We start from the raw sequence: 23,337 nt of genomic DNA, 5'->3' as shown, positions 1-23,337 counted from the left end.
CAATGATCTTGGGAGGATGTGATGGCGAGGTTGGCATTTCTCGGCTTGGGCGTGATGGGCTTTCCGATGGCCGGTCACCTCGCGGCCAAGGGGCATGAGGTCACGGTCTACAACCGCACGCCCGCGAAGGCCGCCGCCTGGGTTGCCAAACATGGCGGCGCCGCGGCCCCGACGCCGGCGGAAGCGGCCAGCGGCGCCGATTTCGTGATGGCCTGTGTCGGCAATGACGACGACCTGCGCATGATCTGCACTGGCGAGGGCGGCGCCTTCGCGGGAATGGCGAAGGGCGCGATCTTCGTCGACCACACGACGGTCTCGGCCGCCGTGACCCGCGAACTGGCGGCCAGCGCCGCCGAGCTCGGGATCGGCTATGTCGACGCACCGGTCTCGGGTGGCCAGGCGGGGGCCGAGAACGGCGTCCTTTCGGTGATGTGCGGCGGCGCGGAGGCGGATTATGCCCGCGCCGAGCCGGTCATCGCCGCCTACGCCCGGATCTGCCGCCGTCTTGGCGACACCGGCGCGGGGCAACTCGCCAAGATGGCCAACCAGATCTGCATCGCCGGCCTCGTCCAGGGCCTTTCGGAGGGGCTCCACTTCGCTGAGAAGGCCGGGCTGGACATCGAAGGCCTCGTCGAGGTGATCAGCCAAGGCGCGGCCGGGTCGTGGCAGATGGTGAACCGCCACAAGACCATGGCCGAGGGGAAGTTCGACTACGGTTTCGCGGTCGACTGGATGCGCAAGGACCTCGGCATCTGCCTCGCGACCGCGGACGAGAACGGCGCGAGCCTGCCGGTCACGGCACTCGTCGACCAGTTCTACAAGGACGTGCAGAAGATGGGTGGCGGCCGCTGGGACACGTCGAGCCTGATCGCCCGGCTCAGAAAGCTGGACTGACCGGCGGCGGCGGAAGGGGGCGGTGCCCCCATCCCCGCTTGCGCGGGGATTCCCCCGGAGTTTATCAGGACGGTGTTGCCGCACAGTTCTGACCTTGGAGTAATCACAGCGTGAATCCATGCGGTTGGACGAGCCGCATGAGCAAACCGACGCCCGCCTGCTACCGCGCCACGAACTGGTCCAGCTACACCGCTTCGCTTCGCAAGCGCGGGTCGCTTCCGATCAGGTTGGACAAGGACATGACCTGGCGCGCACCGCATGACGGCGGCCCCGGTCGCCCTGCCGTGTTCTCGGATGCGGCGATCCAGCTCTGTCTGACCGTCAAGGTCCTGTTCAAGCGGCCGCTCCGGCAAACGACCGGGAGGGTGGCCAGCTTGCTCAAGATGGCGACCCTCGACCGGGCAGGGCCGGATTGCACCACCCTTTACCGACGTCAGAAGGCACGGGCCGTCCAGATCCCGTATCGGCGTGCCGATGGCCCCCTGAACCTGCTGGTGGACAGCACCGGGATCAAGTTCCGCGGCGATGGCGAATGGCAGGCCAGAAAGCACGGTTTTCAGGGCCGACACCAATGGCGCAAGGTGCATCTGGCCGTGGACACCGCCACTTCGGACATCCGGGCGGTGGAGTTCACCTCGAGTGGCGATGGCGACAGTCCGGTCTTGCCGGACCTGCTCGATCAGATCCCCGAGGGCGAAGACATCGGCAACGTGACCGCCGATGGCGCCTATGACACGCGCCGCTGCCACACTGCCATCATCGACCGGCAAGCCACTGCGATCATCCCGAACCGCAAGAACGGTCGGCTCCGGAAAGAGGACTGCCCGGCCGCGATCGCCCGAAATGAAACCCTGCGCGCCACCCAACACTACGGCAGGGCGTTCTGGAAGCGATGGACGGGATACCATGTCCGAAGCCGGATCGAGGCGAAGATGCGGTGCCTCAAGGCCTTCGGTGAACGCATCGCGGCAAGAGACCCCGACCGCCAGAGCGCCGAAATCCAGCTCCGCATCGCACTGATGAACCGCTACTCGGCCCTCGGAACGGCCGACATCATTCGCGTGACCTGACGCTGATCGGGAAAGGGGCCATCATGCCTCAGGCGTGAGTTGCGCAACAACGCCATCAGAGCCACTCATCTTGGTCACTCCGTCATGGTATTACTTTGCGCAGGTCGGAACTGACGTCAGATAGTCGAACGGCAAGAATTCTGCAAAAGGCACCAGTGCATTATGGGTTTCGTCAATCAGGTTATTGTATTCGCGGACGATCCGGCCCTCCGGTGTCACCTCCATCACCCGCCCCTGCATTGAAGAGGTGATCATCCAGTTGCCGTTCGGCAAAATCTGATGGGCTCCCATTATGAAGCTAAAAAAATCCAGACCCGTGCCCAGAAGCGCATCCTCGGTACGTCCGGTTCGGGGATCGAGGCGAATGATGTTTGACCGGAACCTGTCCATATTGTTTGAAAAGACTGTGATCGTACCGTCAATATTGAAGTCGGGGTCATGCTGGTCGTTCCAGGGACCATAGGCTACCCATTTGACCTCCCCCGTCCGGCGGTCGATCACTGCCAACATGTCGATGTTGCGCATGCTGACCAAGAGATCCCCAGGCGCGAACTGCGGGAAGGCTGCGGCCATAGTTGGCAAAAGCTCCTCGATATCGTTCGGATGGAACAGGTCAGCCTTTTCGTTCTCGCCCATATCTCGGTCGAATGAGAAATTCTCCGGCATTCTGAGCGCAAGCGAATTGGACGCGGAAATACCGATGACGTCGTCAATAAGGTCGATAGATTCAAGGATGTCGCCAGTTTCGGGGTTAAATCTGACCATCTTTTGGTCTTGCCCGCCATCCCAGCGTGACGCCTGCCACGTCCAATAACCTTCATGCCCTGCCGTGAACGAATGGTGGTAGACTTGATCGATGCGGGACCAGATCACGCGACCGCAAGGGTCGAAGCGTGCCATTCCCATAGCGGTGTCCCAGCTTGCAATCACCGAACCATCGGGAAGCATGGCTACCGCATGCACGAATTCACCCGGGTTGCCACTGTCGAACACAAGTGAATAGTCGATCGGAACCGAAAGAACGACTTCTCCAGACGGGTCCAGAAGATCGACAAAGTATCTCACACGATCCGCGTCAAAACGGTTGATTAACCAATAGCCCGAAGCGATGGCAGCCTCATCATGAACGACATGGCGCTCGTTCGCCGCGTCGGGGCGGCGGCGAAAGAATGTATAGGGTGGCAGGATGCGACCGGTGGCCCGAAAGGATCGGACCGCAGACCTGAATTCATCGGTTTTCTGCCATGGCCACCAGTCCTTATGCGTCGACCACATACCGACACAGAACGCGGCCAGAAGCGAAAGAAACAGGCCCGACAAGATCGAAACGGTTTTCGCGCTCATCTTCTACATTCCATGAGACGACAACGGGCAGCACCGCCGACTCGAACGATAGTGCGTATGGTTGTAGCATGCGACCTCGGGCGCTTCGCAAGGAAGAATTGGCAGACATTCGGAAACAATAAGCGCCATTCTCTTGTATTCCTTTAAATGTCGTTGTCGACAGATTCTAACCAGTTTCCGAACCAGCCGCGACGTCGGATTTAGGCCGCTCAGAGCTGTCGCCACACTTCAAGAGCGGCAGTGCGGTTGAGCTTGAAATTGCGTCTGGAGGAGACGTTGCGTTCCCTGTTGAAGAGGTTGTAGACGGTGGCCTGAACGGCGGCGAACATCTGCAAACTTCGCATCCGCCTGAACCGCAGCATCGCCCGCTCCCGTCGTCGGAATGGTGAGTGCGCGTTCTCCGCTCGGCTGTCGAGCCAGCGTCCTGTTGTCTGGAGATCGGCGGCTCCGAGGTCCTTGAGAGCGGCGCGATACGAGCGGAGCAGGTCCGTGACGATCTCCCGCGGCAGGCCAAAGCGCTTAATTGATTTCTTCAGAAATTTCATAGCGGCGCGCTTGTCCCGGCGTTTGGTGACGACCGCCTCCAGAACTTCGCCCTCGTGATCCACGGCGCGCCAGAGGAAACACCGCTTCCCGTTGACCTTCACGAACACCTCGTCCAGATGCCAGCGCCAGGTCGAGAATGCGCACATGCGATCGACACCCCTGCGCTCGATCTTGGCGGCGAACATCGGGCAGCCGAGCCACCTCTCTCCGGGATTCCCACGCGCGCCCGAAAATGAGTCTTTTCTGGTGCGGTGCAAATTTGATACTGTCACAAAGTACGCAAGCGCCTAAGTCCTTCGGACTGATGCTGGGATTGTAATACCTGCAATCGTGGCGGCGGACTAGGATCGCATTTTATTTGTCACTTGTCCGAAAGGATTTGAATAATGAGAATTCGGATGACGTCAAGCCATGCTTTAATAAACACAATGCTTGGTTTGTCGCTGGCGGCACTAACGCCAAACTCAGCTCTTGCCTACATTGGCCCCGGCGCGGGTCTTGGCGCCATCGCCGTGACCATAGCCGTCGCATTCGGTTTCCTTCTTCTTCTGATCGGGCTTGTCTGGTACCCGCTCAAACGACTGTTGAAGAGAGAAACAGGCGGCAGTAAGGCGAAAGACAAGTCGGAGTGATCGTCGACGCCGTAGTTTCGCTACTTGCGGTTGGAGCCTTTGCTTTCGCCCTCAAGGGCTTGGCAATCGTCGGCGTTGCAAGAGAAGCATTGAATCTGGCCGCGGCTGGTGTCTCGGCGATGCTTGACCGGGAGCTCGATGACCTTGGGAAAGAAGCTGCTGTCCGACGCGCAGGCTTCGGCCTGATCAAGTCCGCATTCAGTATTTTCTGGCGTTTCGGTCTGACTCTCGCCGCAGCTGCCGTTCCGATTTTCGTCGCAGAACTCGTCGGGCTCGCCTCCAGCGTGGATGTGATCAACTTCATGCTGCAATGGGAGTACATTCTCGGCTTATCGATACTGGGCGTTCTACTGTCCGAGTTTATTAGACGCCGACAAAGCCCATCCGTAAAAGAAGACGCCGCGGCGAACCGCTACTCGACTGCGGACCGCTTGATCCACATGATCGCGTTCTCCCACCCGAAGGTTCTGAAATCAGCATCCCGGCTAGAGGATGCACTTATGCCGATAACTGCGGAGCAGGCTTCATTTCGACCCATTTTCATCACGTCGTTAGCCAGAGCCGGCACAACCGCTGTCTTAAATGCAATTTATGATATGCCAAGTATAGCCACGCATACTTATCGTGACATGCCCTTCCTCACCGCACCCCGGCTTTGGAACCTACTCGCAGGAGGCAGTAGCAGAACTGTCGAACGCCGGGAGCGCGCCCATGGCGACGGTCTCGAAATTGACCTCGACAGCCCCGAAGCTTTCGAAGAAGTCGTTTGGCAATTGTGCTGGCCGGACAAGTATGGGGAGGCTGGTATCAAGTGCTGGGATGAGACAGATAGAGAAAATAAGAGTGAGCAATTTCTCTTTCACCACATGATCAAGATAATCAATGCGCGGGTATATCGGGGCGAAGTTTCCTCTTTTCAAAATGCACGATATTGCTCAAAGAACAATGCCAACATCGCGCGCATCCCGTTCTTGAAATCCGCCTTCCCCAATAGCCAGATTGTCGTCCCGATAAGGCAGCCAGGTGCCCATGCGGCTTCGCTACTGCGACAGCATCAAAACTTCAGTAAATTGCATGACCAGGACGCATTCATTCGTCGATACATGCGTGATATTGGTCACTTTGAATTCGGACAGCTTCATAAACCTATTCTGTTTCCAGGCGTTGAATCGAACGGCTACGATCGATCTTCGGGAAATTATTGGCTGCAGTATTGGATTCATGCTTTTCGCGAAATTCTAAACTATCAAGAGACCTGCATATTCGTGCTTCAGGATGATCTTCGCTCGTCACCACAGCGGACCATGGAGGACTTGTGCATGGCTTTGGGTCTGCACCAATCCACTTTGCAGTTTTCCCGCTATTTTCGTTCCGAGCCCGATCAAGCTGTGCCGGGGCTGTTTGACCAGGAACTGTACGATGAGGCGGAAACTCTTTATCGGGGGATGGAAGCTGTTGCGAAACGTCAGAGCGCGGGCATCAGGGCTTCTGCGCAGTATTTGTAAGGGTCTTTTCAGAGGGAATTCCGTTGAGTGGGGCAGGGCGGTTTCGTAGGTGATAGGTCTCGGCCTCTGGTCCATTGGGACGAAGCTTTCTGGCGCGGGCGGTCGGTCGCCGAGCGAGCTGTGCGGCCTGACGGTGTTGTATTGGCGCCGCCATCGCTCGATCAGGATTTGCGCTTCCCTACCGGTGCTGCCCGAGTGTACGGCAGGCGTGGCGCTCGGATACGCCGAGCGTCTGCCGCACATGGTCGATGCACTTGCGGCGGCGCGAAGGGCTCAGAAGTTTTCTCGTGCCGCCTCGCTCAGGATCATCTTGTCCAGCGTCAGATCCGACAGCGCACGCCGCAAACGCGCATTCTCCTGCTCCAGCTCCTTAAACCGCTTCGGTTGATCCCGGCTCATGCCACCGTATTCACGGCGCCACCGATAGCATGTCTGCTGCGTCACGCCGACCTGCCGAACCGCGTCGCCGCTTTTGCCGAGTGGCGCGTCCCCCGCGCGGGACAAGGGACAACCATCCTGTCCTTGGAGAGACTACTTCGAATTCGTCTGCCAGCGCCGCCTCACGTCTTCAACGGATAGCGGTCCGGCTCCTCAAACACGTCAAGCACCACCGTCCCCGCCTCGATGCGCGCGGAGTGAATCGCCCCTGAAGGGATCGCGTAGCTCTCGCCCGGCCCGCAATCTCTTGTCTCGCCTTCGATTGTGAGGGTCACGCGGCCTTTCAGAACGATGCCCCACTGGCCCTTGTGGGAATGCGGCGGCAGGTTGAGGTCGCGGTGGAACGTGAAGAAGACCGCGAGCCCGTCATCCGAGCGTAATACGTTCGTCGTGACCACCGCCTCGGGGAACGGAATGTCGACGGCGGGAAATCGGCGCATGAAATCGGCAAGGGGCATCGGTCGGATCCTTCGATCGTCGGCATCGGCCGGACTACTAGCACAGTGAAGCCAAGAGTCCCTATCGTATCAAGCGACAGAAACGCCCATGCCGACTTGCCGTGGGTTTCCGCCCGAGACTTTCCGGAAAGCGCCCGCGCTTCGGCCCATCGAAGCCCTCTGTCCCGGCGTGGCGGTAACGGAGCCCTTTATGAAGACGGAGGCGGGGATCAACGGCTCGCTCCGACGGATAAATCGCGACCTGCACTTGTCGCGCCTTCCCGAGTGCTGTGCCCTCGCCCATAACCGGGATCACCTCCTGTGCTACAGGGGAATCGTTGCGCGCACGACGGACGGCGGTTTCATGCCGGACTGGATCGGGACGCCCGCGGCCGTCGACGAGATGCTCGACCGGACGCGCATGCTCATGCCGCCGATCGGCTGCACGTTCTCGGACCGCGCCCGGCCCGCATCTCCGAGGCAAGGGGCTTGCGCGGCGGAGCAAATCGTCCTATACGCGCGCCACTTCACAGGCGAGGCTTGGGCCCTCGGGGGAGACATCCCCGAAAGGTCCGCCGGTTGTCCCGGACTTGATCCGGGACCTCATGCTTCGCCGAGGCGCAAACCGGAAAGGAAATGGACATGGCGCTCCCCGATTTCTCCATGCGTCAGCTTTTGGAAGCTGGCGTTCACTACGGCCACCAGACCCAGCGCTGGAACCCGCGGATGTCGGAATACATCTACGGCGACCGCAACGGCATCCACATCATCGACCTGACGCAGACGGTGCCGATGCTCGACGCCGCGCTCAACGTCATCCGCGAGACGGTGGCCAAGGGCGGCCGCATCCTCTTCGTCGGCACCAAGCGTCAGGCCGCCAAGCCGATCGCCGATGCCGCGGAAAAGTGCGCGCAGTACTACATGAACCACCGCTGGCTCGGCGGCACGCTGACCAACTGGAAGACCGTCTCCCAGTCGATCGCGCGCCTCAAGCAGATCGACGAGGTTCTGGGTTCGGGCGCCGAGGGCCTGACCAAGAAAGAGCGTCTGGGCATGGAGCGCGAGCAGGCGAAACTCCAGGCCTCGCTCGGCGGCATCCGCGAGATGGGCGGCGTTCCCGACCTGCTGTTCGTGATCGACGTGAACAAGGAAGACCTCGCCATCCTCGAAGCGCAGAAGCTCGGGATCCCGGTCGTCGCCGTCGTCGACACCAACTGCTCGCCCAAGGGCGTTGACTACGTCATCCCCGGCAACGACGACGCCGCCCGCGCGATCGCGCTCTACTGCGATCTCGTCAGCCGCGCCGCGCTGGACGGCATGTCGGCCCAGATGGGCGCCGCCGGCATCGACATCGGCGCGCTCGACGAGGCGCCGACCGAGGAAGCGGTCGCCGAAGAGGCCTGACCGGAACCCGGTGGGGCGTGTCCGAGCGCCCTGTCATCCTACCTTCATCGGGCGGGGGTACTCCCCGCCTGACCTATTGAGAAATCTTCGAAGGAGAGCCGACATGGCGATCACCGCACAAATGGTGAAAGAGCTGCGCGAGTCGACCGGCGCGGGCATGATGGACGCCAAGAAGGCGCTGACCGAGACGAATGGCGACATGGAAGCCGCCGTCGACTGGCTGCGCACCAAGGGCCTGGCCAAGGCCGCCAAGAAGGCCGACCGCGTCGCCGCCGAGGGCCTGATCGGCGTTGCCGTCAAGGACGGTCGCGGCGTCGCCGTCGAGATCAACTCGGAAACCGACTTCGTCGCCAAGAACGCCGACTTCCAGGACATGGTCCGCGAGATCACCAACATCGCGCTCCAGACCGGCGAGACGCTGGAGGTCCTGAAGGCCACGCATCTGAACGGCAAGCCGGTGGAAGACGTCCTGACCGACGCGATTGCTCGCATCGGCGAGAACATGACGCTGCGCCGGATGCACGTTCTCGAAGGCGACACGGTCTATTCCTACGTCCACTCGGCCGCGGCCGAAAGCATGGGCAAGATCGGCGTCCTCGTCGCGCTGAAAGGCCCGAAGGACAAGGCAGAGGCGATCGGCAAACAGTTCGCGATGCATATCGCCGCGACCTCGCCGCTCGCTCTGAACGAGGCGGCTCTCGATCCGGCAGTCGTCGAGCGTGAGCTTCAGGTCCAGACCCAGAAGGCGCTGGAGGAGAACGCCGCGTCGGCGAAGCCGAAGCCCGATCAGGTGATCCACAACAACATCATTCCGGGCCGGATGAAGAAGTTCCTTTCTGAAAACACGCTGCTTGGCCAGCAGTTCGTGATCAACCCGGACGTGACGGTCGAACAGGCCGCCAAGGATGCCGGCGTCGAGATCACCGGCTTTGCCCGCGTCGCCGTGGGTGAAGGCATCGAGAAGGAAAAGGAAGATTTCGCCGCCGAGGTCGCCAAGACCCGAGGCGCCTGACACCTCGTCAGGATCACCATCGACGAAGGGCCGGGGTGCACCCGGCCCTTTTTCTTTTCGGGGAGTGCCAGCAGTCGGCCGATGATCGGCATGGCTGGGTCCGGAGGGTGCGTAACGCCCCCCCCCGGACCCGGGACCCGGATTTCCGGGGTTTGAGCCATTATCCGGAATGTCTGGCGATTTCCCGGGCAGGCCCTACCAAGGCACCACTCACTGAACGTCGTCACGATGCCTGATCTGCTGCGGTCCCGGCTGATGCAGATCAACGGAAGAGCGAAAAACTCTCGTTGCGGCGAAGCGGAGTGAAGACAGAACCGGAAGGGCGGCGCCTCCGATCGATGGAGACGCCGCCCTGAGACGCGCCGACGCCTGTTGGGGATTGGGACAGGGCGCGCTTTAATGACGGACCAGCCAGCCCATGAAAACGACCAACTGGTCCGCGTCCGGTTTCCCGGCACCCCCGTTTCCCCCGCAAATGCGGGTTGGTCCCGGGAGCTGTTCCTGGCCAATGCCACCACTTGCGGAACACCCCCACGTTGCCCATTTCTCCGCAGCCTTGGCTGATTCATATCAACCAGATTCAAGGATGTTTTGGTTCCGGCAGCGGACCGACCGAAAAAGCGGGGGTTTATAGGGCGGGTGGTGCGCCTCGCCACGAGACGCACCACCCTATAGCCGCGCCAGCACCTGTTGGGGATGAGGACAGGGCGCGTCTTCGTGTCGAACCTGCCAGATGAGAAAGCATCCGGCAGGCCCAACTTCCGGTTTCCCGGGCCCCTCATTCCCCCGCAAACTGCGGGATGGTCCGAGGGAGCAGTTCCTGGCCAATGCCACCACTCACGGAACGATTAGTATATTGCAGGTTTACCATGCGTAACGAAAGTATGGGAATCCATACCCGCCTGAATTGTAACGGAGTCTTGAGCGGTCGTCGCAGATATAGAGGACCTTCCGGCTCCAAACCGAAAATTGTCCCGCCCCTCGAAACAATGTGGCGCCGGATTACTCCGGAAGCATGAAGATCTGATTCTGGAACGAGGCTTTCAGGACCGCCTGGGCCGTCGTCTCGACGTCCAGCGCCTCGCGCGCCAGGCGGAGGTGCTTCTCGACCGTGGCCGGCGTCAGCCCCATGATGGTTGCAATGTCCTGCATGGTCTTGCCGTCGCCAACCCATTCCAGCGCCTCGCGCTGGCGCGGCGTCAGCGCGCGTCGCGACGAAGCGAAGGGCATCGCCGTGATCCGGAGGTGCGTGATGTTGTTGATCACCGCGATCTCCGACCCGAACTCCTCCCACATGGCGTCGACCTCGAACTGCCGCAAGCCGGGCCTCGCGCAAAGACCGATGGCGCCCTTCGCGCGTACGGAGACGTCCCGGAAGCTGATCGAGTAGCCGGCCCGGATATTGTAGCGGAAGTTCAGGTCGATGATCCGTTTCTCGATATCGGTGAGTTCTCGGCTCGCGGCCACCTCTTCGATCAGCCGCCAGGAACAGGCGCCCTCGCTCGCGGCAGCCCATTTCACCATCGGCGCGTCATTGAACAGGCCGGACTTCACGAACAGGTCGAGATACCGCTGCTCGTGGTTCGACAGGACGAGGAGGTCGTCGGCATTGCCGAAGGATGTCGACGTCCGGAACCGGGTGAACCCGTAGAGCAGGCGGTCGAATCCGTATTCCGCCATCTTGGCGAGGTGAAGCGACCAGATCTCCTCGATGGTTTCGGCTTCGATGACACGTTCGAGATGCGGGATGAGCGGGGAGGGCGGCTTCATCCACACCTCCGTGCGGAGGTCTGACCGCGGCCGCAGCCGCCTGCGCGCGGCGCGGCAGCATGATCACGGACAACCGTGCGTAGGGCCAATTGAATCAACGAAGCCATGACACTATCCCCGCTCAATTTGTGGCATGCCGCCTGAGCACTGTCGAGAGGAGCCACTTTCCATTTCAACTGTTCGTGATACCTAATGCGGCATACAACCTGAGCGGAGCCTGCAATGACGGATGGACATTGGGACGTTGTGATCGTCGGTGGCGCGGTGACCGGCGCCGCGACGGCCTGGTGGTTGCTCGGCATGGCGCCCGATCTGAGGGTCTTGGTGGTCGAGAAGGACCCGACCTACGCCCGCGCCGCGACGGCGCTGTCGGTGGCCTCGGTGCGCCAGCAGTTCTCGAATCCCGTGAACGTCATGATCTCGCGCTTCGGTGCCGCGTTCATCCGCGACTTCGGCGCGCGGATCGGCCCGGAGGGTGGGGTTCCCTCGCTCGGCCTGAAGGAGAACGGCTACCTGTTCCTGACCGGAACCGAATCGGGCGCCGCCGTTCTCGAGGAACTGGCCGAGATGCAGCGCGGGCTCGGTGCCGCGACCGAGGTGCTCGGCCGGGCGGAGCTCGCGCGGCGCTATCCGTGGATGCAGCTCGACGACGTGGTTGCGGGCAGTATCGGCGCGCGTGACGAGGGCTGGTTCGACAACATGGGAATGTTGAACGGGTTCCGGGCGGGCGCCAGGGCGCGCGGCGCGGTCTTCGTTCATGACCGGGTCTTGGGCCTGGAGCGAGCGGGCGGGCGCGTCTCGGCCGCAATGCTCGAAGCCGGGGGCAGGGTCACCGCCGACGCCTTTCTCTGCGCGGCCGGCACCGGCTCGACCGAGATCTGCGCGATGGCGGGCATTGCGCTTCCCGTCGAGCCGCGCAAGCGCACGGTCTTCGTCGTCGACGCGCCGAACGCCCGGCACGCCGACGCGCCGCTGATCATCGACCACACCGGGATCTACCTGCGCCCCGAACATGGGGCCTGGATCACCGCGACGGTGCCGTTCGACGATGGACCCTGCGACGAGGCGGACTGGGAGCCCGATCACGCCCAGTTCGAGGACCTGATCTGGCCGCGGCTCTACAACCGGAGCGAGGGTTTCGACGCGGTTAAGGTGATGCGGTTCTGGGTCGGTCACTACGACTACAATCGGCTGGACCAGAACGCGATCCTGGGGCGCTGGCCGGGGATCGAGAATTTCCATGTCGCGACCGGCTTTTCCGGGCATGGCCTGCAGCAGGCGCCCGCGGTGGGACGCGGCATGGCGGAACTGATCCTTACGGGGCGCTACGAGACGCTCGACCTCTCGCCGCTCGGGCCGGAACGCGTGCTGGAGAACCGGCCTTTCCTCGAACGTGCCGTCGTCTGACGCGCCCGCCGGTTCAAAGCTTGTCGACAGGAACCTTGAGATAGGTGCCGCCATCCTCGTCGGGCGGCGGCATCCGGCCCGCCCGCATGTTCACCTGCAGGGACGGGATGATCAGTTTCGGCATGTCGAGCGTCCTGTCGCGGGCTTCTCGCAGGGCAACGAATTCCTCGGCCGATCGCGACCCGCCGATATGGACGTTGCGCGCCTTCTCCTCGCCGACCGTCGTCTCCCAGGCGTAGTCGTCGCGGCCGGGGGCCTTGTAGTCATGGCCGACGAATATCCGCGTCGCGTCCGGCAGGGCGAGGATCTTCTGGATCGAGTCGTAGAGCATTCCGGCCGAGCCGCCGGGGAAATCGCAGCGCGCGGTGCCGAAATCCGGCATGAAGAGCGCGTCGCCGACGAAGGCCGCATCGCCGATCACATAGGTCAGACAGGCGGGCGTATGTCCGGGCGTGTGCAGCACCCGACACTCGAGCGCGCCGATCCCGAACCGGTCACCATCGCGAAACAGCCGGTCGAACTGGCTGCCGTCACGCTGGAACTCGGTGCCCTCGTTGAAGACCTTGCCGAAGGTGTTCTGGACAACCGTGATATTCGCACCGATGCCGATCCGGCCGCCGAGACGTTCCTGGATGTAGGGTGCGGCCGAGAGGTGATCCGCGTGGACATGGGTCTCGAGGATCCATTCGACCCGCAGGCCCTTCGCACGGATATGCTCGATCACGCGATCGGCCGAGTTCGTGCCGGTGCGGCCCGAGGCATAGTCGAAATCGAGAACCGAATCCACGACCGCGGCGGCCATGCTGCCGGGATCGACAACGACATAGCTCACAGTGTTGGTTGCCTCGTCGAAAAACGCGGTCACGTCAGGTTTCACGAGCGTCATCGTCTGCCTCCGGGATCGTCTCTACAGGATATGGTCGGTGGCAAACACATATCAAGTAATGAATGTGTTAACCCGAATGCTGACGGTCACGTCAGCGCGCGGACCCGAGCGACGAGTTGGGGCAGGTCGCGGAAATCGTCGAAGACGCCGGTGAAATGGATCTCGGAGCGCGGCACGCGAAGATAGCCGGCGGAGAAAAGCAGAAACGGCAGGCCAGCGGCTTCGGCCGTGCGCGCATCGACCTCGCTGTCGCCGATGAAGAGACCGTGGACACCAAGCGCGGCGCTGGCGGCGCGGAGCGGGGCAGGGTGCGGCTTTCGCTCGGCCAGGGTATCGCCGGCGATGACGCAGTCGAAGAACGGCGCGAGCCCTAGCGCGTCAAGAACCGAGGCCGTCGCCGCGGCGGGCTTGTTGGTGCAGATCCCGAGTCGGTGCCCGTCGGATCTCAGCGTTTCGAGCGTCTCGTGGACATGGGGATAGACCGTCGTGAGCTCGGCGGAGCGTTCGGTGTAGTCGGCCACCAGCCGCCCGGCCAGCGCATCGTGTCGGGCCATGTCGATTCCGCGTTCGGCCATGACGCGGGCCACGAGTATCTTGGCGCCGTCGCCGACGAAGGAGCGGACCTGGTCAGGCGCCATCGGTTGCCGACCCTCGGTCGCGAGCATCCGGTTCACCGCAGCCGCGAGGTCGGGCAAGCTGTCGATCAGCGAGCCGTCGAGATCGAAGATCAGCGCCGGGGCAGGGCTCACGCTGCCTTCCACTTTATGGAGCAGCCCATCGAGGCGACCTGGTGCTCTGGTCCCTTGCCGGTTTCCGCGACCATCCGCATCGCCTCGTAGAGCTCGCGCTTGGCGTCGGGCGCCGCGGCCTGACGGCCAGACGCGTCGAGGCGGCCGCGATACTGAAGCTCCAGTCCGGCGTTGAAGCCAAAGAAGTCCGGTGTGCAGGTCGCGCCGTAAGCCTCTGCAACGGCTTGACTTTCATCGAAGAGATAGGGGAAGGTGAAAGCGTGGCGCGTGGCCTCGGACTTCATGACGTCGAAGCCGTCCTGCGGATAGGCCAGAGCGTCATTCGAAGAGATCGCGGCGACGCCGATCCCGAGATCCTGCAGCGCCTTCGCATCTCGGACGATGCGGTCGATCACCGACTGCACGTAGGGGCAGTGGTTGCAGATGAACATGATCAGGGTGCCCTTCGGGCCCGCGATCTCTCCCAATGACCAATCGCGGCCATCCGTGCCGGGCAGCGTGAAATCCACCGCTTTCCAGCCAAACTCACAGACGGGCGGAGATACTGCCATGGCGTTTTCCTCTATCTTCAGGCGGCTTCGGCCGCCTTGCGGATCGCTGCGATATTCTGGCCGTAGACTTCGGGCTTCGCAACCGAACCACCGGAAAACACGCCCGATCCGGCCACCAGGACATCCGCGCCGGCCGCCGCGACCAGCGGCGCGGTTTCGGGCGTGATGCCGCCGTCGATCTCGATATGGATCGGACGATCGCCGATCATGGCGCGCAAGTTACGAACCTTATCCACTTGGGAATGAATGAATTTCTGTCCGCCGAAGCCGGGGTTCACGGTCATGACGCAAACAAGGTCGACGAGGTCCATGACCGGCTCCAGGACATCCGCGGGGGTTCCGGGATTGATCGCGAGGCCAGCCTTTTTGCCTGTCGCGCGAATGGCTTGCAGCGTGCGGTGGATGTGCGGGCCGGCCTCGACATGGGCGGTGATGATGTCGGCGCCGGCCTCGGCGAAGGCCTCGATATAGGGATCGACAGGCGCGATCATCAGGTGCACATCCATGACCGAGCGGATATGCGGCCGGATCGCCTTGCACATCGCCGGACCGAAGGTCAGGTTCGGCACGAAGTGGCCGTCCATCACGTCGACATGGACCCAGTCGCAGCCTTGATCCTCGATGGCGCGGATCTCCTGGCCGAAATTCGCGAAATCGGCAGAGAGGATCGACGGGGCGATCTTGATCTTGCGGTCGAAGGACATGGAAAGGCTCCGGGATTGCTGACTGGGACCGTCTAGCGGCAAAAGGCGCACAACGCCAGAATGCAGCTTCGCATTGCGGCAAATACTGGCGATGGAGGCGGTCCACGGCCAGTTTCACCCATCTTAATATTACATAATTCTGCTTATCAGATATTTGCATCGAGATCGACGGGCGCGCCCTTCCGCCAGACGCCTGAGAGTTGTAGACTCTCCGTGAGATGTACGAAATCCGCGTCGCGCCCCGGTTTCAGCGCGCCGCATCGATCCGCGATGCCGAGCACCCGCGCCGGAATCCGGCTCGCCATCGCCAGCGCGCGATCGACCGCCACGCCGACATCGTCGCGTAATACCCTGATCGCACGCGCGAAATCGAGATCGGCACCTGCAAGCGTGCCATCCGCGAGCGTCAGCCTTCCATCCCGGCGAAGGATCTCGCGCCCGTTCAGTTCGAAGCGCTCGATCTCGGTCCCGGCCGGCGCCATCGCGTCGGTCACGAGGAAGATTTCGCCCGGCCCGGACTTGGCGGCTAGTGCCGCCGCAATCGCGGCCGGATGCACATGGATCCCGTCGGCGATCAGCCCGGAATCGAGCGCGCCGGTCGCCAGCACCGCGCCGACGAGGCCGGGTTCCCGGTGGCCAAATGGGCTCATTGCGTTGAAAAGATGCGTGGCGAGCCGCGCGCCTGCGGCCACGGCGGCACGGCAGGTCGCGAAATCCGCATCAGTGTGGCCAAGAGACACGATCACGCCGGCCTGAGCCAGCGCCGCTATCTGCGCAACGCTTACGTTTTCCGGCGCCAGCGTCACCATGAGTCGCGGCAACCGCCGCGCCGCGTCGAGAAGCATGGCAAGGTCGCCTTCGCCCATCGGCCGGATCAGCGCTGGATCATGGGCCCCCTTCCGGGCGACGCTCAGATGCGGTCCTTCGAGGTGCAGGCCCGCGACACCGGCTATGCCGGCAGCAATCGCACCCTCGATCGCGGCGATTGCCGCGCGGGTTGTCGCAGGCGTATCGGTGATCAGCGTCGGCAGGATCGTCAGCGATCCAAGCCGGGCGTGGGCTTCAGCGATGCGCGCCACGGTCTCGGTATTCGGCGCGTCGTTGAACATCACGCCGCCGCCGCCGTTGAGCTGCAGGTCGACGAAGCCGGGCGCGAGAATGCCTCCCGAAAGCGCCACCCTACCGGCGCCCTCGGGTCGCGCCTCGGGCGGTAGAACCGCGGCGATCCGGCCCTTGTCGACGAGGAGAGCGCCGGGGCCGAGCCGGTCGCCATCGAAGATCGCCGCGCCGTGGTAGAGCGTCGCCATCATCGCGGCTCCTTCATTACCGCCAGCCGGTCCGCAAGCGCAAGCGCGCCGTCAAGTGCACTGCCCTTCGGCGGGATGATCCGGGCCGCGTGGGTCGACAAGAGCCAGGGCCCATAAGCCGGGCCAAGCCCCCCAACCAGACAAAGCGGCTCGCCCTCGCCATGACCGAGAACAGTGGTCGCGCTATCGATATAGGCGGCCCCCTCGCCCATCAGGCGCCCCGCCACCGTGTCGCCGGCCGACGCGGCAGCGACGATATCCGGCGCGAGCGCGGCGTGGTCGGCCGGAGATGCGTTCAGCCCGAAGGCGGTGATCCCGGCCGCGCCGCCGAACCGCTTCAGCGTGGCCCGCGTCAGATCACTCGACGGCGCGATCCCGTCATGGGCCAGAAGCGTCTCCGTTAGCAGACGGCGGCCGAGCCAGGCACCAGAGGACTGGTCGCCGAGCGCGAACCCCCAGCCGCCGACGCTGCGAATCCTGCCGCCCGTCTGGCGACCGATGAACGAGCCGGTGCCGATCGCGGCGACCGCACCATCGTCCGGCCCGAGCGCGCCTGCGATCGTTGTCGGCTGATCGTCCGTGACGGTGACGCGCGCGAAGGGCAGCCTGGCAGCGACGCGGTCAGCCATGGCTCCGTCCATCACCCCCGCCAGCCCGACATGCGCGACCGCACGCCTCAGCGCCGCCTCTGGCAAGCCGGCGGCCTCCGCGAGGTGCGACAGCAGATGCGCGATCCGCGCCATCGCGCCCGCGAAATCCGAGACATTCGCGGGTCCGCCAATCACATCGACGCGCTTGCCAGAACCGAGGCGCAACGCCGCCCGGCTCGAGGTGCCGCCGCCATCAAGGCCGATCAGGATCGGCGTCTCGGCCATGGTCTCGATTTCATCCTCCCAACTATAAACGGGCTATTGAAGCCGATGGCCAGCTCAGGTGATCACATCCGGTCCCGCGCGCCCGGTCCTGGAACGGATTTCGGCGAGTTCCTCGGCCGCCTCGATGACCGGCGCGAGCGCAATCTGGACATCCTGCCCAAGCCCGTCCGGCCCGGCCACATAGCGTTCGAGATAGAGCCGGATCGTCGCGCCCTCCGTCCCGGTTCCGGACAGCCGCAACACCACGCGCGAGCCGTCGTTGAAGACCACACGCAGCCCCTGCCCCCGAGAGACCGATCCGTCGACCGGATCGGCATAGGTGAAGTCGTCCGCTGCCGCGACCGTCAGACCAGCAACCTCCTGTCCCGGCAGTTCCGCGAGCCTCGCGCGAAGGGTCGCGATCACCGCTTCGGCGGCCTCGGACGGCAGAGCCTCGTAATCGTGCCGGGAATAGTAGTTCCGGCCGTAACGGCGCCAGTGCTTGTTGAGGATTTCCGCAACGCTTTCATTGCGTTCCGCTAGGATGTTCAACCAGAGAAGAACCGCCCAGAGTCCGTCCTTCTCGCGCACATGGTCCGACCCGGCGCCGAAGCTCTCCTCGCCACAAAGCGTCGCGCGGCCGGAATCGAGGAGATTGCCGAAGAACTTCCAGCCGGTCGGCGTCTCATGGCAACCGATGCCGAGCGCCGCGGCCACCCTGTCGACAGCCGTGGAGGTCGGCATCGAGCGGGCCACGCCTTTCAGCCCGTTGCGGTACCCGGGCGCGAGATGGGCGTTGGCCGCGAGCACGGCGAACCCGTCGGAGGGCGCGACGTAGATTCCGCGCCCCAATATCATGTGGCGGTCGCCATCGCCGTCCGACGCCGCGCCGAGATCGGGCGCCTGAGGACCGGACATGCGCTCCACGAGATCATGCGCCCAGGTCGGGTTCGGATCGGGATGCATGCCGCCGAAATCAGGCAGCGGCTCGGCATTGACGACCGTGCCCGGCGCCGCGCCGAGGCGGTTTTCCAGGATCTCGCGGGCATAGGGTCCGGTCACGGCGCACATCGCGTCGAACCGCATCCGAAATCCGCGTGCGAACATCGCGCGGATCGAGGCGAAGTCGAACAACCCTGCCATCAGCGCGGCATAGTCGGCGACCGGGTCGATGACGGAAACCTCCATTCCGCCAACCTCTTGCTCGCCGATCCTCGACAGGTTCACATCCGCTTCATCGGCAATGAAGAATTCTTCGATCGCCATCGTCCGGGCATGGATCGCCTCGGTCACCGCCTCAGGCGCCGGGCCGCCATTGGCGGTGTTGAACTTGACGCCGAAATCCGCTTCCAGCCCGCCGGGATTGTGCGAGGCCGACAGGATGATCCCGCCATCAGCGCCGTTCAGCCGGATCAAGTGCGAGGCAGCAGGTGTCGAAAGAAGCGCATTCTGCCCGACGATCACCCGCTTCGCGCCGTTGGCCGCAGCCATCTTCAGAATCACTTGGGCCGCGCGATCGTTGAAATAGCGACCGTCACCCCCGACCACATAGGTCTTGCCCTCCGCGCCGCCGGTCGCGTCGAAGATCGACTGGATGAAGGTTTCGAGATAACCCTCTGAAATAAAGACCTTCGTCTTCTTTCTCAACCCCGAGGTGCCGGGCTTCTGCCCGTCGTTCGGACGGCACGTCACACGCATCATTCACTCCCTCCCGGCGCCGGTTCCGGCCCTACATCAGGCTGGTCACCCAGAGGATCGTGGCATCCTCGGCGCTCAGCGAAATCACATTGTGGCCCATCGTCGCGTCATAGTAGGCACTGTCGCCGCGCCGCAGGTCGACGGGCTCGTAAAACTCGGTATAGAGCCGGGCAACGCCGGTCAGGACGTAGAGGAACTCCTCGCCGTCATGGCGGACCCAGCCGTCGAACTCCTCGATCGAGCGCGCCCGGATGCGCGCCGTGTAGGGCAGCATCTGCTTGGCGCGCAGCGTGCCGGCCAACAGCCGGTGCTCGTAGGTCGCGGTCGCGTGGGCCTGGCCCTCGGCCGCCTTGGTCACCGCCATGCGCCCCGAGATCTGCGCCTTCGACGGCGGCGTGAAGAGCTGGGGCACGGTGATCGACAGGCCCTCGGCGAGCTTTTTCAACGCCTCGTAAGTCGGTGACATCTGGCCGTTTTCGATTTTCGAGAGCGTCGAGCGCGCAAGCCCCGCCTGCCCCGCCGCCTGCTCCAGTGTCCAGCCGCGCTCCTTTCTCAGGTCGCGCACCCGCTGGCCGAGATTGAGCGGCTCGGTCGGCTCACCCTCGGCGCCGTCGGCGCGGGCGATGCGGATCATTCCGGTCGGGTCGATGTCGCTCATCTGATCATTCCAAGAGTCCTCCCGTGCAATAACGCCATTCCGCCCCGGCTTGCAACGGCTGGGCGGGCGGCGTAGCGAAGGGCATGCGCTCCGTTACCGATGCTCAGCCCTGGCCCGCCTGCCCCGCGCCGTTCAACCTGGCGCGGCATGTGCTCGCGGCCGTCCGGTCACGGCCCGACCATGTCGCGCTGCAGATCCTGCGGTCCTCTGGCACCGAGCGCTGGAGCTACGGCCGGCTCGACGCCGCGGTGCGCGGCGTGGCGACGGGCCTGCTGGAGCGGGGGCTCGTGCCCGGCGACCGGGTGATGCTGCGGCTCGGCAACGGGGTCGCCTTTCCGCTAGCCTTCCTTGGCGCGGTGACGGCGGGGCTGGTGCCGGTGCCGACCGCGTCGGGCCTGACGCCGGGCGAGGTCCGTCGGCTTTGCGCCGCGATCGCGCCGAAGCTGATCGTCGCCGGCGAGGGCATCGCCCTGCCCGACCCTGCCCCCTGCCCGGTCCTGAGCGAGGCCGAACTCCGCGGGTACGAGACGCGCCGGCCCGCCAACTGGGCGCTTGGCGATCCCGACCGGCTCGGCTACGTCGTCTTCACCTCGGGCACCTCGGGCCGTCCGCGTGCTGTCGCCCATGCCCATCGCGCGGTCTGGGCCAGGGGCATGATGGCCGGCGGCTGGACCTGCATAGGCGCCGACGACCGGCTGATGCATGCCGGGGCGCTGAACTGGACCTATACGCTCGGCACCGGCCTCTTCGATCCCTGGGTGGCCGGCGCCACCGCGCTGGTTGCCGCCGAGGGCGTCGCGGCCGAGCAACTCCCGCTTCTGGCGAAGCGATTCGACGTCACGATTTTCGCTGCTGTTCCCGGCGTTTACCGAAAACTCCTCGCGCAGGGACGGCCACTCGCCCTGCCCCGGCTTCGGCATGGACTGTCGGCGGGCGAGAAGCTGCCGCTGTCGATCCGCCAAGCCTGGCGCAGCGCCACGGGCACCGACCTGCACGAGGCGATGGGGATGTCGGAATGTTCGACCTTCCTTTCGTCCTGCCCGCTCCGCCCGGCCCCCGACGGCGCGACCGGTTATGCTCAACCCGGCCGCCGGATAGCGGTTCTCGGGAGCGACGGCGCTCCGGTCGATCGCGGCGAGTCCGGGATCCTCGCCGTCCATCGCGACGATCCCGGACTGTTCCTCGGGACGCTCGAAGGCGATACAATCAACCCGCCTGAAGGGGACTGGTTCCAGACCGGCGACATGGTGACGATGGCCGAAGATGGCGCGATCACCTCCCTCGGCCGGGCCGACGACATGATCAACGCCGGCGGTTTCCGCGTCTCGCCGGCCGAGATCGAAGCCGCCTTGAACACGCATCCCGGAGTCGGCGCCAGCGCGGCGGTCGAACTCAAGGTCAAGTCGGATGCCAGCGTCATCGCCCTTTTCTATACCGGGGAGGCGCTTGAAACCGATCTGGCAGCGCATGCGGAAACCTGTCTCGCGCGCTACAAGCAGCCGCGGCTCTATCTCCGCCGCGACGCCCTGCCGGTGACCGCGAACGGCAAGGTCAACCGCCGCGCCTTGCGTGAGGAATGGAAGGAAACACCATGATCCGGCTCGACATTCTTTCCGACATAGCCTGCCCGTGGTGCTATGTCGGCAAGGCCTATCTCGATCGCGCGCTCGAGGCGCATCCAGAGCATCCCTTTCTCATCGAATGGCATCCCTACCAGCTCAATCCAGAGATGCCGAAGGAAGGGATGGACCGGCGCGCCTACATGGAGGCGAAGTTCGGTGGCCGCGAGGGCGCGGTCCGCGCTGACGCCCCGCTCATCAGCCATGCCGCCGAGGCAGGGATCGAGCTTCACCTCGACCGGGTGGAACGGGCGCCGAACACGCTCGATGCGCACCGGCTGATCCACTGGGCCGGGTTCGAAGGCCGCCAGACGGCGATGGTCTCGGCGCTGTTCCGCGCGCTCTGGCGCGACGGTCGCGATATCGGCGATGCCGAGGTTCTGGCCGATGTCGCCGGAGAGGTCGGGCTCGACCGGGCGATGATGCGGCGGCTTCTCGAAGGTGACGGCGATGTGGAGGAGATCCGGACGCGCGTCGCCCACGCCCGCGAACGCGGTGTGAACGCGGTACCGACCTTCATCATCGCCGAGCGGCATGTGCTGCAAGGCGCCCAGCCGGCCGATACCTGGGGCAAGATCATCGAGGAGTTGACGGAGCGGCTCACGGAACTGCGGCGGGACACGGAGGAGTGACCGCGGCGGCGGACATCGCGCCGGTCCGGCGCCTGCCGCTGCCGGAATTCGTGGCGCTGTTGGCGATGATGTTCGCTTTGACCGCCTTCTCGATCGACGCGATGCTGCCTGCGATGCCGGAGATCGCCGCGGAACTGACGCCCGGCGCGCCGAACCGGGCGCAGCTGATCGTCACGAGTTTCGTGTTCGGCATGGGCCTCGGCACATTCGTGACCGGCCCGCTCTCGGACGCGTTCGGCCGCCGCGCGGTGATCATCGGCGGCGCGATGCTTTTCTGCCTTGGCGCCTTGCTGGCCTGGGCGGCTCCGACACTGGAGCTCATGGTCGCGGCGCGAATCCTGCAGGGCCTCGGCGTGGCCGGACCGCGCGTAGCGGCGATGGCGCTGGTCCGGGATCTTTACTCCGGCCGCCAAATGGCGCGGCTCGTATCCTTCGTGATGATGGTCTTCGTTCTTGTGCCAGCGGTCGCGCCGCTCATCGGCTCCTACATCATCGCGGGCGTTGGCTGGCGCGCGATCTTCGTCGCCTTCGTGGTCTTCGCGATGCTGTCTATGGCGTGGTTTGCACTTCGTCAGGCCGAGACGCTGCCGCCAGCGGCGCGGCGGCCGTTCCGGCCCGGCCCGCTGGTCGCTGCGGCGCGCGAGGTCCTGTCGAATCGGCTGGTGACGATGGTAATCCTCGCGCTGACGCTGGCCTTCGGCTGCCTCTTCACGACTCTGGCCTCCACCCAGCAGGTCTTCGACCAGAGCTTCGGCCACGCCGAGAGCTTCCCTCGCTGGTTCGCGTTGATCGCGCTGGTCTCTGGCACGGCAAGCCTGCTGAACGCCAAGGTCGTCATGCGTTTCGGGATGCGCTTCATGGTGACAGCGACTTTCGCTTTTCAGGCGGTGAATTCTGGGGTGATGTTCATCCTCTTCGCAATGGGATGGCTGCCCGAGGCGGCGGCCTTCTGGGCCTATCTCTACTGGACGGTCACGGTATTCTTCATGGCCGGCCTCACGATCGGAAACCTCAACGCGCTGGCGCTCGAACCGATGGGCCATGTTGCGGGCACGGCGGCTTCGATCGTCGCGGCCCTCGCGACGGTCCTGTCGGTCGCTGTCGCGACGCCGATCGGCCTTGCCTTCGACGGAACCCCTTTACCACTCATGGCCGGGGTCTTCGGCTGCTCGGCGCTGGCGCTGCCGTTGATGCTCCGCCTGCCCCGACCACATTGAACC

Annotated in this window: 21 protein-coding genes and 3 pseudogenes; 10 read left to right on the top strand and 14 right to left on the bottom strand. The window is 64.0% G+C overall.

Features of this window, described 5'->3' with window-relative positions:
- Positions 1-21: 21 nt before the first annotated feature.
- Together R5H32_RS00225 and R5H32_RS00220 are read left to right on the top strand one after the other, a co-directional pair.
- Positions 22-894 (top strand): NAD(P)-dependent oxidoreductase, encoded by an 873-nt coding sequence (locus R5H32_RS00225; RefSeq protein WP_318336682.1) that lies wholly within the window; start codon positions 22-24, stop codon positions 892-894.
- A gap of 137 nt (positions 895-1,031) precedes the next feature.
- Positions 1,032-1,964, top strand: a complete 933-nt coding sequence (locus R5H32_RS00220; RefSeq protein ID WP_318336681.1) for an IS5 family transposase — start codon at positions 1,032-1,034, stop codon at positions 1,962-1,964.
- Positions 1,965-2,054: 90 nt separating this feature from the next.
- On the opposite strand, the gene R5H32_RS00215 is transcribed toward R5H32_RS00220, so the two are convergent.
- Both R5H32_RS00215 and R5H32_RS00210 read right to left on the bottom strand, forming a co-directional pair.
- Entirely contained in the window at positions 2,055-3,308 is a 1,254-nt protein-coding gene (locus tag R5H32_RS00215; RefSeq protein WP_318336680.1) for an arylsulfotransferase family protein, read from the bottom strand.
- A 209-nt stretch (positions 3,309-3,517) separates the two neighbouring features.
- Positions 3,518-4,042: pseudogene (locus tag R5H32_RS00210) on the bottom strand (IS6 family transposase); the annotation flags it as partial.
- Positions 4,043-4,282: 240 nt separating this feature from the next.
- Between R5H32_RS00210 and R5H32_RS00205 the strand changes: the two are divergent.
- Together R5H32_RS00205 and R5H32_RS00200 are read left to right on the top strand one after the other, a co-directional pair.
- Positions 4,283-4,486 (top strand): hypothetical protein, encoded by a 204-nt coding sequence (locus tag R5H32_RS00205; protein ID WP_318336679.1) that lies wholly within the window; start codon positions 4,283-4,285, stop codon positions 4,484-4,486.
- Positions 4,483-5,991 carry a sulfotransferase gene (locus R5H32_RS00200; RefSeq protein ID WP_318336678.1) on the top strand — a complete coding sequence of 503 codons (1,509 nt, stop codon included), beginning with the start codon at positions 4,483-4,485 and terminating at the stop codon, positions 5,989-5,991. The genes R5H32_RS00205 and R5H32_RS00200 overlap by 4 nt, the downstream gene beginning before the upstream one ends.
- A 78-nt stretch (positions 5,992-6,069) precedes the next feature.
- On the opposite strand, the pseudogene R5H32_RS20955 reads toward R5H32_RS00200, so the two are convergent.
- The 3 genes and pseudogenes from R5H32_RS20955 to R5H32_RS00190 all read right to left on the bottom strand — a co-directional run.
- A pseudogene (locus R5H32_RS20955) lies at positions 6,070-6,180 on the bottom strand (integrase core domain-containing protein); the annotation flags it as partial.
- A pseudogene (locus R5H32_RS00195) lies at positions 6,173-6,456 on the bottom strand (transposase); the annotation flags it as partial. The pseudogenes R5H32_RS00195 and R5H32_RS20955, both read right to left, overlap by 8 nt.
- A gap of 95 nt (positions 6,457-6,551) precedes the next feature.
- A complete protein-coding gene (locus R5H32_RS00190; protein ID WP_318336677.1) occupies positions 6,552-6,887 on the bottom strand; it encodes a cupin domain-containing protein in 336 nt (111 codons plus the stop codon).
- Between the two features lie 615 nt (positions 6,888-7,502).
- On the opposite strand from R5H32_RS00190, the gene rpsB reads away from it, so the two are divergent.
- On the top strand, positions 7,503-8,270 hold the full coding sequence (gene rpsB, locus R5H32_RS00185; RefSeq protein ID WP_318336676.1) for a 30S ribosomal protein S2: 768 nt from the start codon (positions 7,503-7,505) through the stop codon (positions 8,268-8,270).
- A 103-nt stretch (positions 8,271-8,373) separates the two neighbouring features.
- Entirely contained in the window at positions 8,374-9,282 is a 909-nt protein-coding gene (gene tsf, locus R5H32_RS00180; protein ID WP_318336675.1) for a translation elongation factor Ts, read from the top strand.
- A gap of 1,002 nt (positions 9,283-10,284) precedes the next feature.
- Here the strand turns inward: tsf and R5H32_RS00175 are convergent.
- Positions 10,285-11,052: a LuxR family transcriptional regulator gene (locus R5H32_RS00175; protein WP_318336674.1), complete on the bottom strand. Its 768-nt coding sequence runs from the start codon at positions 11,050-11,052 to the stop codon at positions 10,285-10,287.
- A gap of 222 nt (positions 11,053-11,274) precedes the next feature.
- On the opposite strand from R5H32_RS00175, the gene R5H32_RS00170 reads away from it, so the two are divergent.
- Positions 11,275-12,459 carry an FAD-binding oxidoreductase gene (locus tag R5H32_RS00170; protein WP_318336673.1) on the top strand — a complete coding sequence of 395 codons (1,185 nt, stop codon included), beginning with the start codon at positions 11,275-11,277 and terminating at the stop codon, positions 12,457-12,459.
- Between the two features lie 13 nt (positions 12,460-12,472).
- On the opposite strand, the gene R5H32_RS00165 is transcribed toward R5H32_RS00170, so the two are convergent.
- The 8 genes from R5H32_RS00165 to R5H32_RS00130 form a co-directional block, all read right to left on the bottom strand.
- Complete coding sequence (locus tag R5H32_RS00165) at positions 12,473-13,336, bottom strand: MBL fold metallo-hydrolase (protein WP_318337318.1); 864 nt, start codon at positions 13,334-13,336, stop codon at positions 12,473-12,475.
- Positions 13,337-13,431: 95 nt separating this feature from the next.
- Positions 13,432-14,094, bottom strand: a complete 663-nt coding sequence (gph, locus tag R5H32_RS00160; protein WP_318336672.1) for a phosphoglycolate phosphatase — start codon at positions 14,092-14,094, stop codon at positions 13,432-13,434.
- Positions 14,091-14,645: a thioredoxin family protein gene (locus tag R5H32_RS00155; RefSeq protein ID WP_318336671.1), complete on the bottom strand. Its 555-nt coding sequence runs from the start codon at positions 14,643-14,645 to the stop codon at positions 14,091-14,093. The genes gph and R5H32_RS00155 overlap by 4 nt, the downstream gene beginning before the upstream one ends.
- A gap of 17 nt (positions 14,646-14,662) precedes the next feature.
- A complete protein-coding gene (gene rpe, locus R5H32_RS00150) occupies positions 14,663-15,349 on the bottom strand; it encodes a ribulose-phosphate 3-epimerase (RefSeq protein WP_318336670.1) in 687 nt (228 codons plus the stop codon).
- Between the two features lie 146 nt (positions 15,350-15,495).
- Complete coding sequence (gene nagA / locus R5H32_RS00145) at positions 15,496-16,656, bottom strand: N-acetylglucosamine-6-phosphate deacetylase (protein WP_412098980.1); 1,161 nt, start codon at positions 16,654-16,656, stop codon at positions 15,496-15,498.
- Positions 16,656-17,531 carry a BadF/BadG/BcrA/BcrD ATPase family protein gene (locus tag R5H32_RS00140; protein WP_318336668.1) on the bottom strand — a complete coding sequence of 292 codons (876 nt, stop codon included), beginning with the start codon at positions 17,529-17,531 and terminating at the stop codon, positions 16,656-16,658. Before R5H32_RS00140 ends, nagA begins: the two co-directional genes overlap by 1 nt.
- Before the next feature lie 54 nt (positions 17,532-17,585).
- Positions 17,586-19,208, bottom strand: a complete 1,623-nt coding sequence (locus tag R5H32_RS00135) for an alpha-D-glucose phosphate-specific phosphoglucomutase (RefSeq protein WP_412098979.1) — start codon at positions 19,206-19,208, stop codon at positions 17,586-17,588.
- Between the two features lie 31 nt (positions 19,209-19,239).
- Complete coding sequence (locus tag R5H32_RS00130) at positions 19,240-19,866, bottom strand: XRE family transcriptional regulator (RefSeq protein WP_318336666.1); 627 nt, start codon at positions 19,864-19,866, stop codon at positions 19,240-19,242.
- Positions 19,867-19,949: 83 nt separating this feature from the next.
- On the opposite strand from R5H32_RS00130, the gene R5H32_RS00125 reads away from it, so the two are divergent.
- From R5H32_RS00125 to R5H32_RS00115, 3 genes are read left to right on the top strand one after another with little or no spacing between them, the layout of a single operon-like run.
- Positions 19,950-21,461 carry a class I adenylate-forming enzyme family protein gene (locus R5H32_RS00125; RefSeq protein WP_318336665.1) on the top strand — a complete coding sequence of 504 codons (1,512 nt, stop codon included), beginning with the start codon at positions 19,950-19,952 and terminating at the stop codon, positions 21,459-21,461.
- Positions 21,458-22,117 (top strand): DsbA family oxidoreductase, encoded by a 660-nt coding sequence (locus tag R5H32_RS00120; protein WP_318337317.1) that lies wholly within the window; start codon positions 21,458-21,460, stop codon positions 22,115-22,117. The genes R5H32_RS00125 and R5H32_RS00120 overlap by 4 nt, the downstream gene beginning before the upstream one ends.
- Complete coding sequence (locus R5H32_RS00115; RefSeq protein ID WP_412098978.1) at positions 22,114-23,334, top strand: multidrug effflux MFS transporter; 1,221 nt, start codon at positions 22,114-22,116, stop codon at positions 23,332-23,334. Before R5H32_RS00120 ends, R5H32_RS00115 begins: the two co-directional genes overlap by 4 nt.
- Positions 23,335-23,337: the final 3 nt, after the last annotated feature.

Source organism: Defluviimonas sp. D31, from assembly GCF_033436765.1.
Taxonomy (GTDB): Bacteria; Pseudomonadota; Alphaproteobacteria; order Rhodobacterales; family Rhodobacteraceae; genus Albidovulum.
The sequence above is the reverse complement of the archived record's forward strand: the minus strand, read 5'-3'. Positions and strand labels throughout refer to the sequence as shown.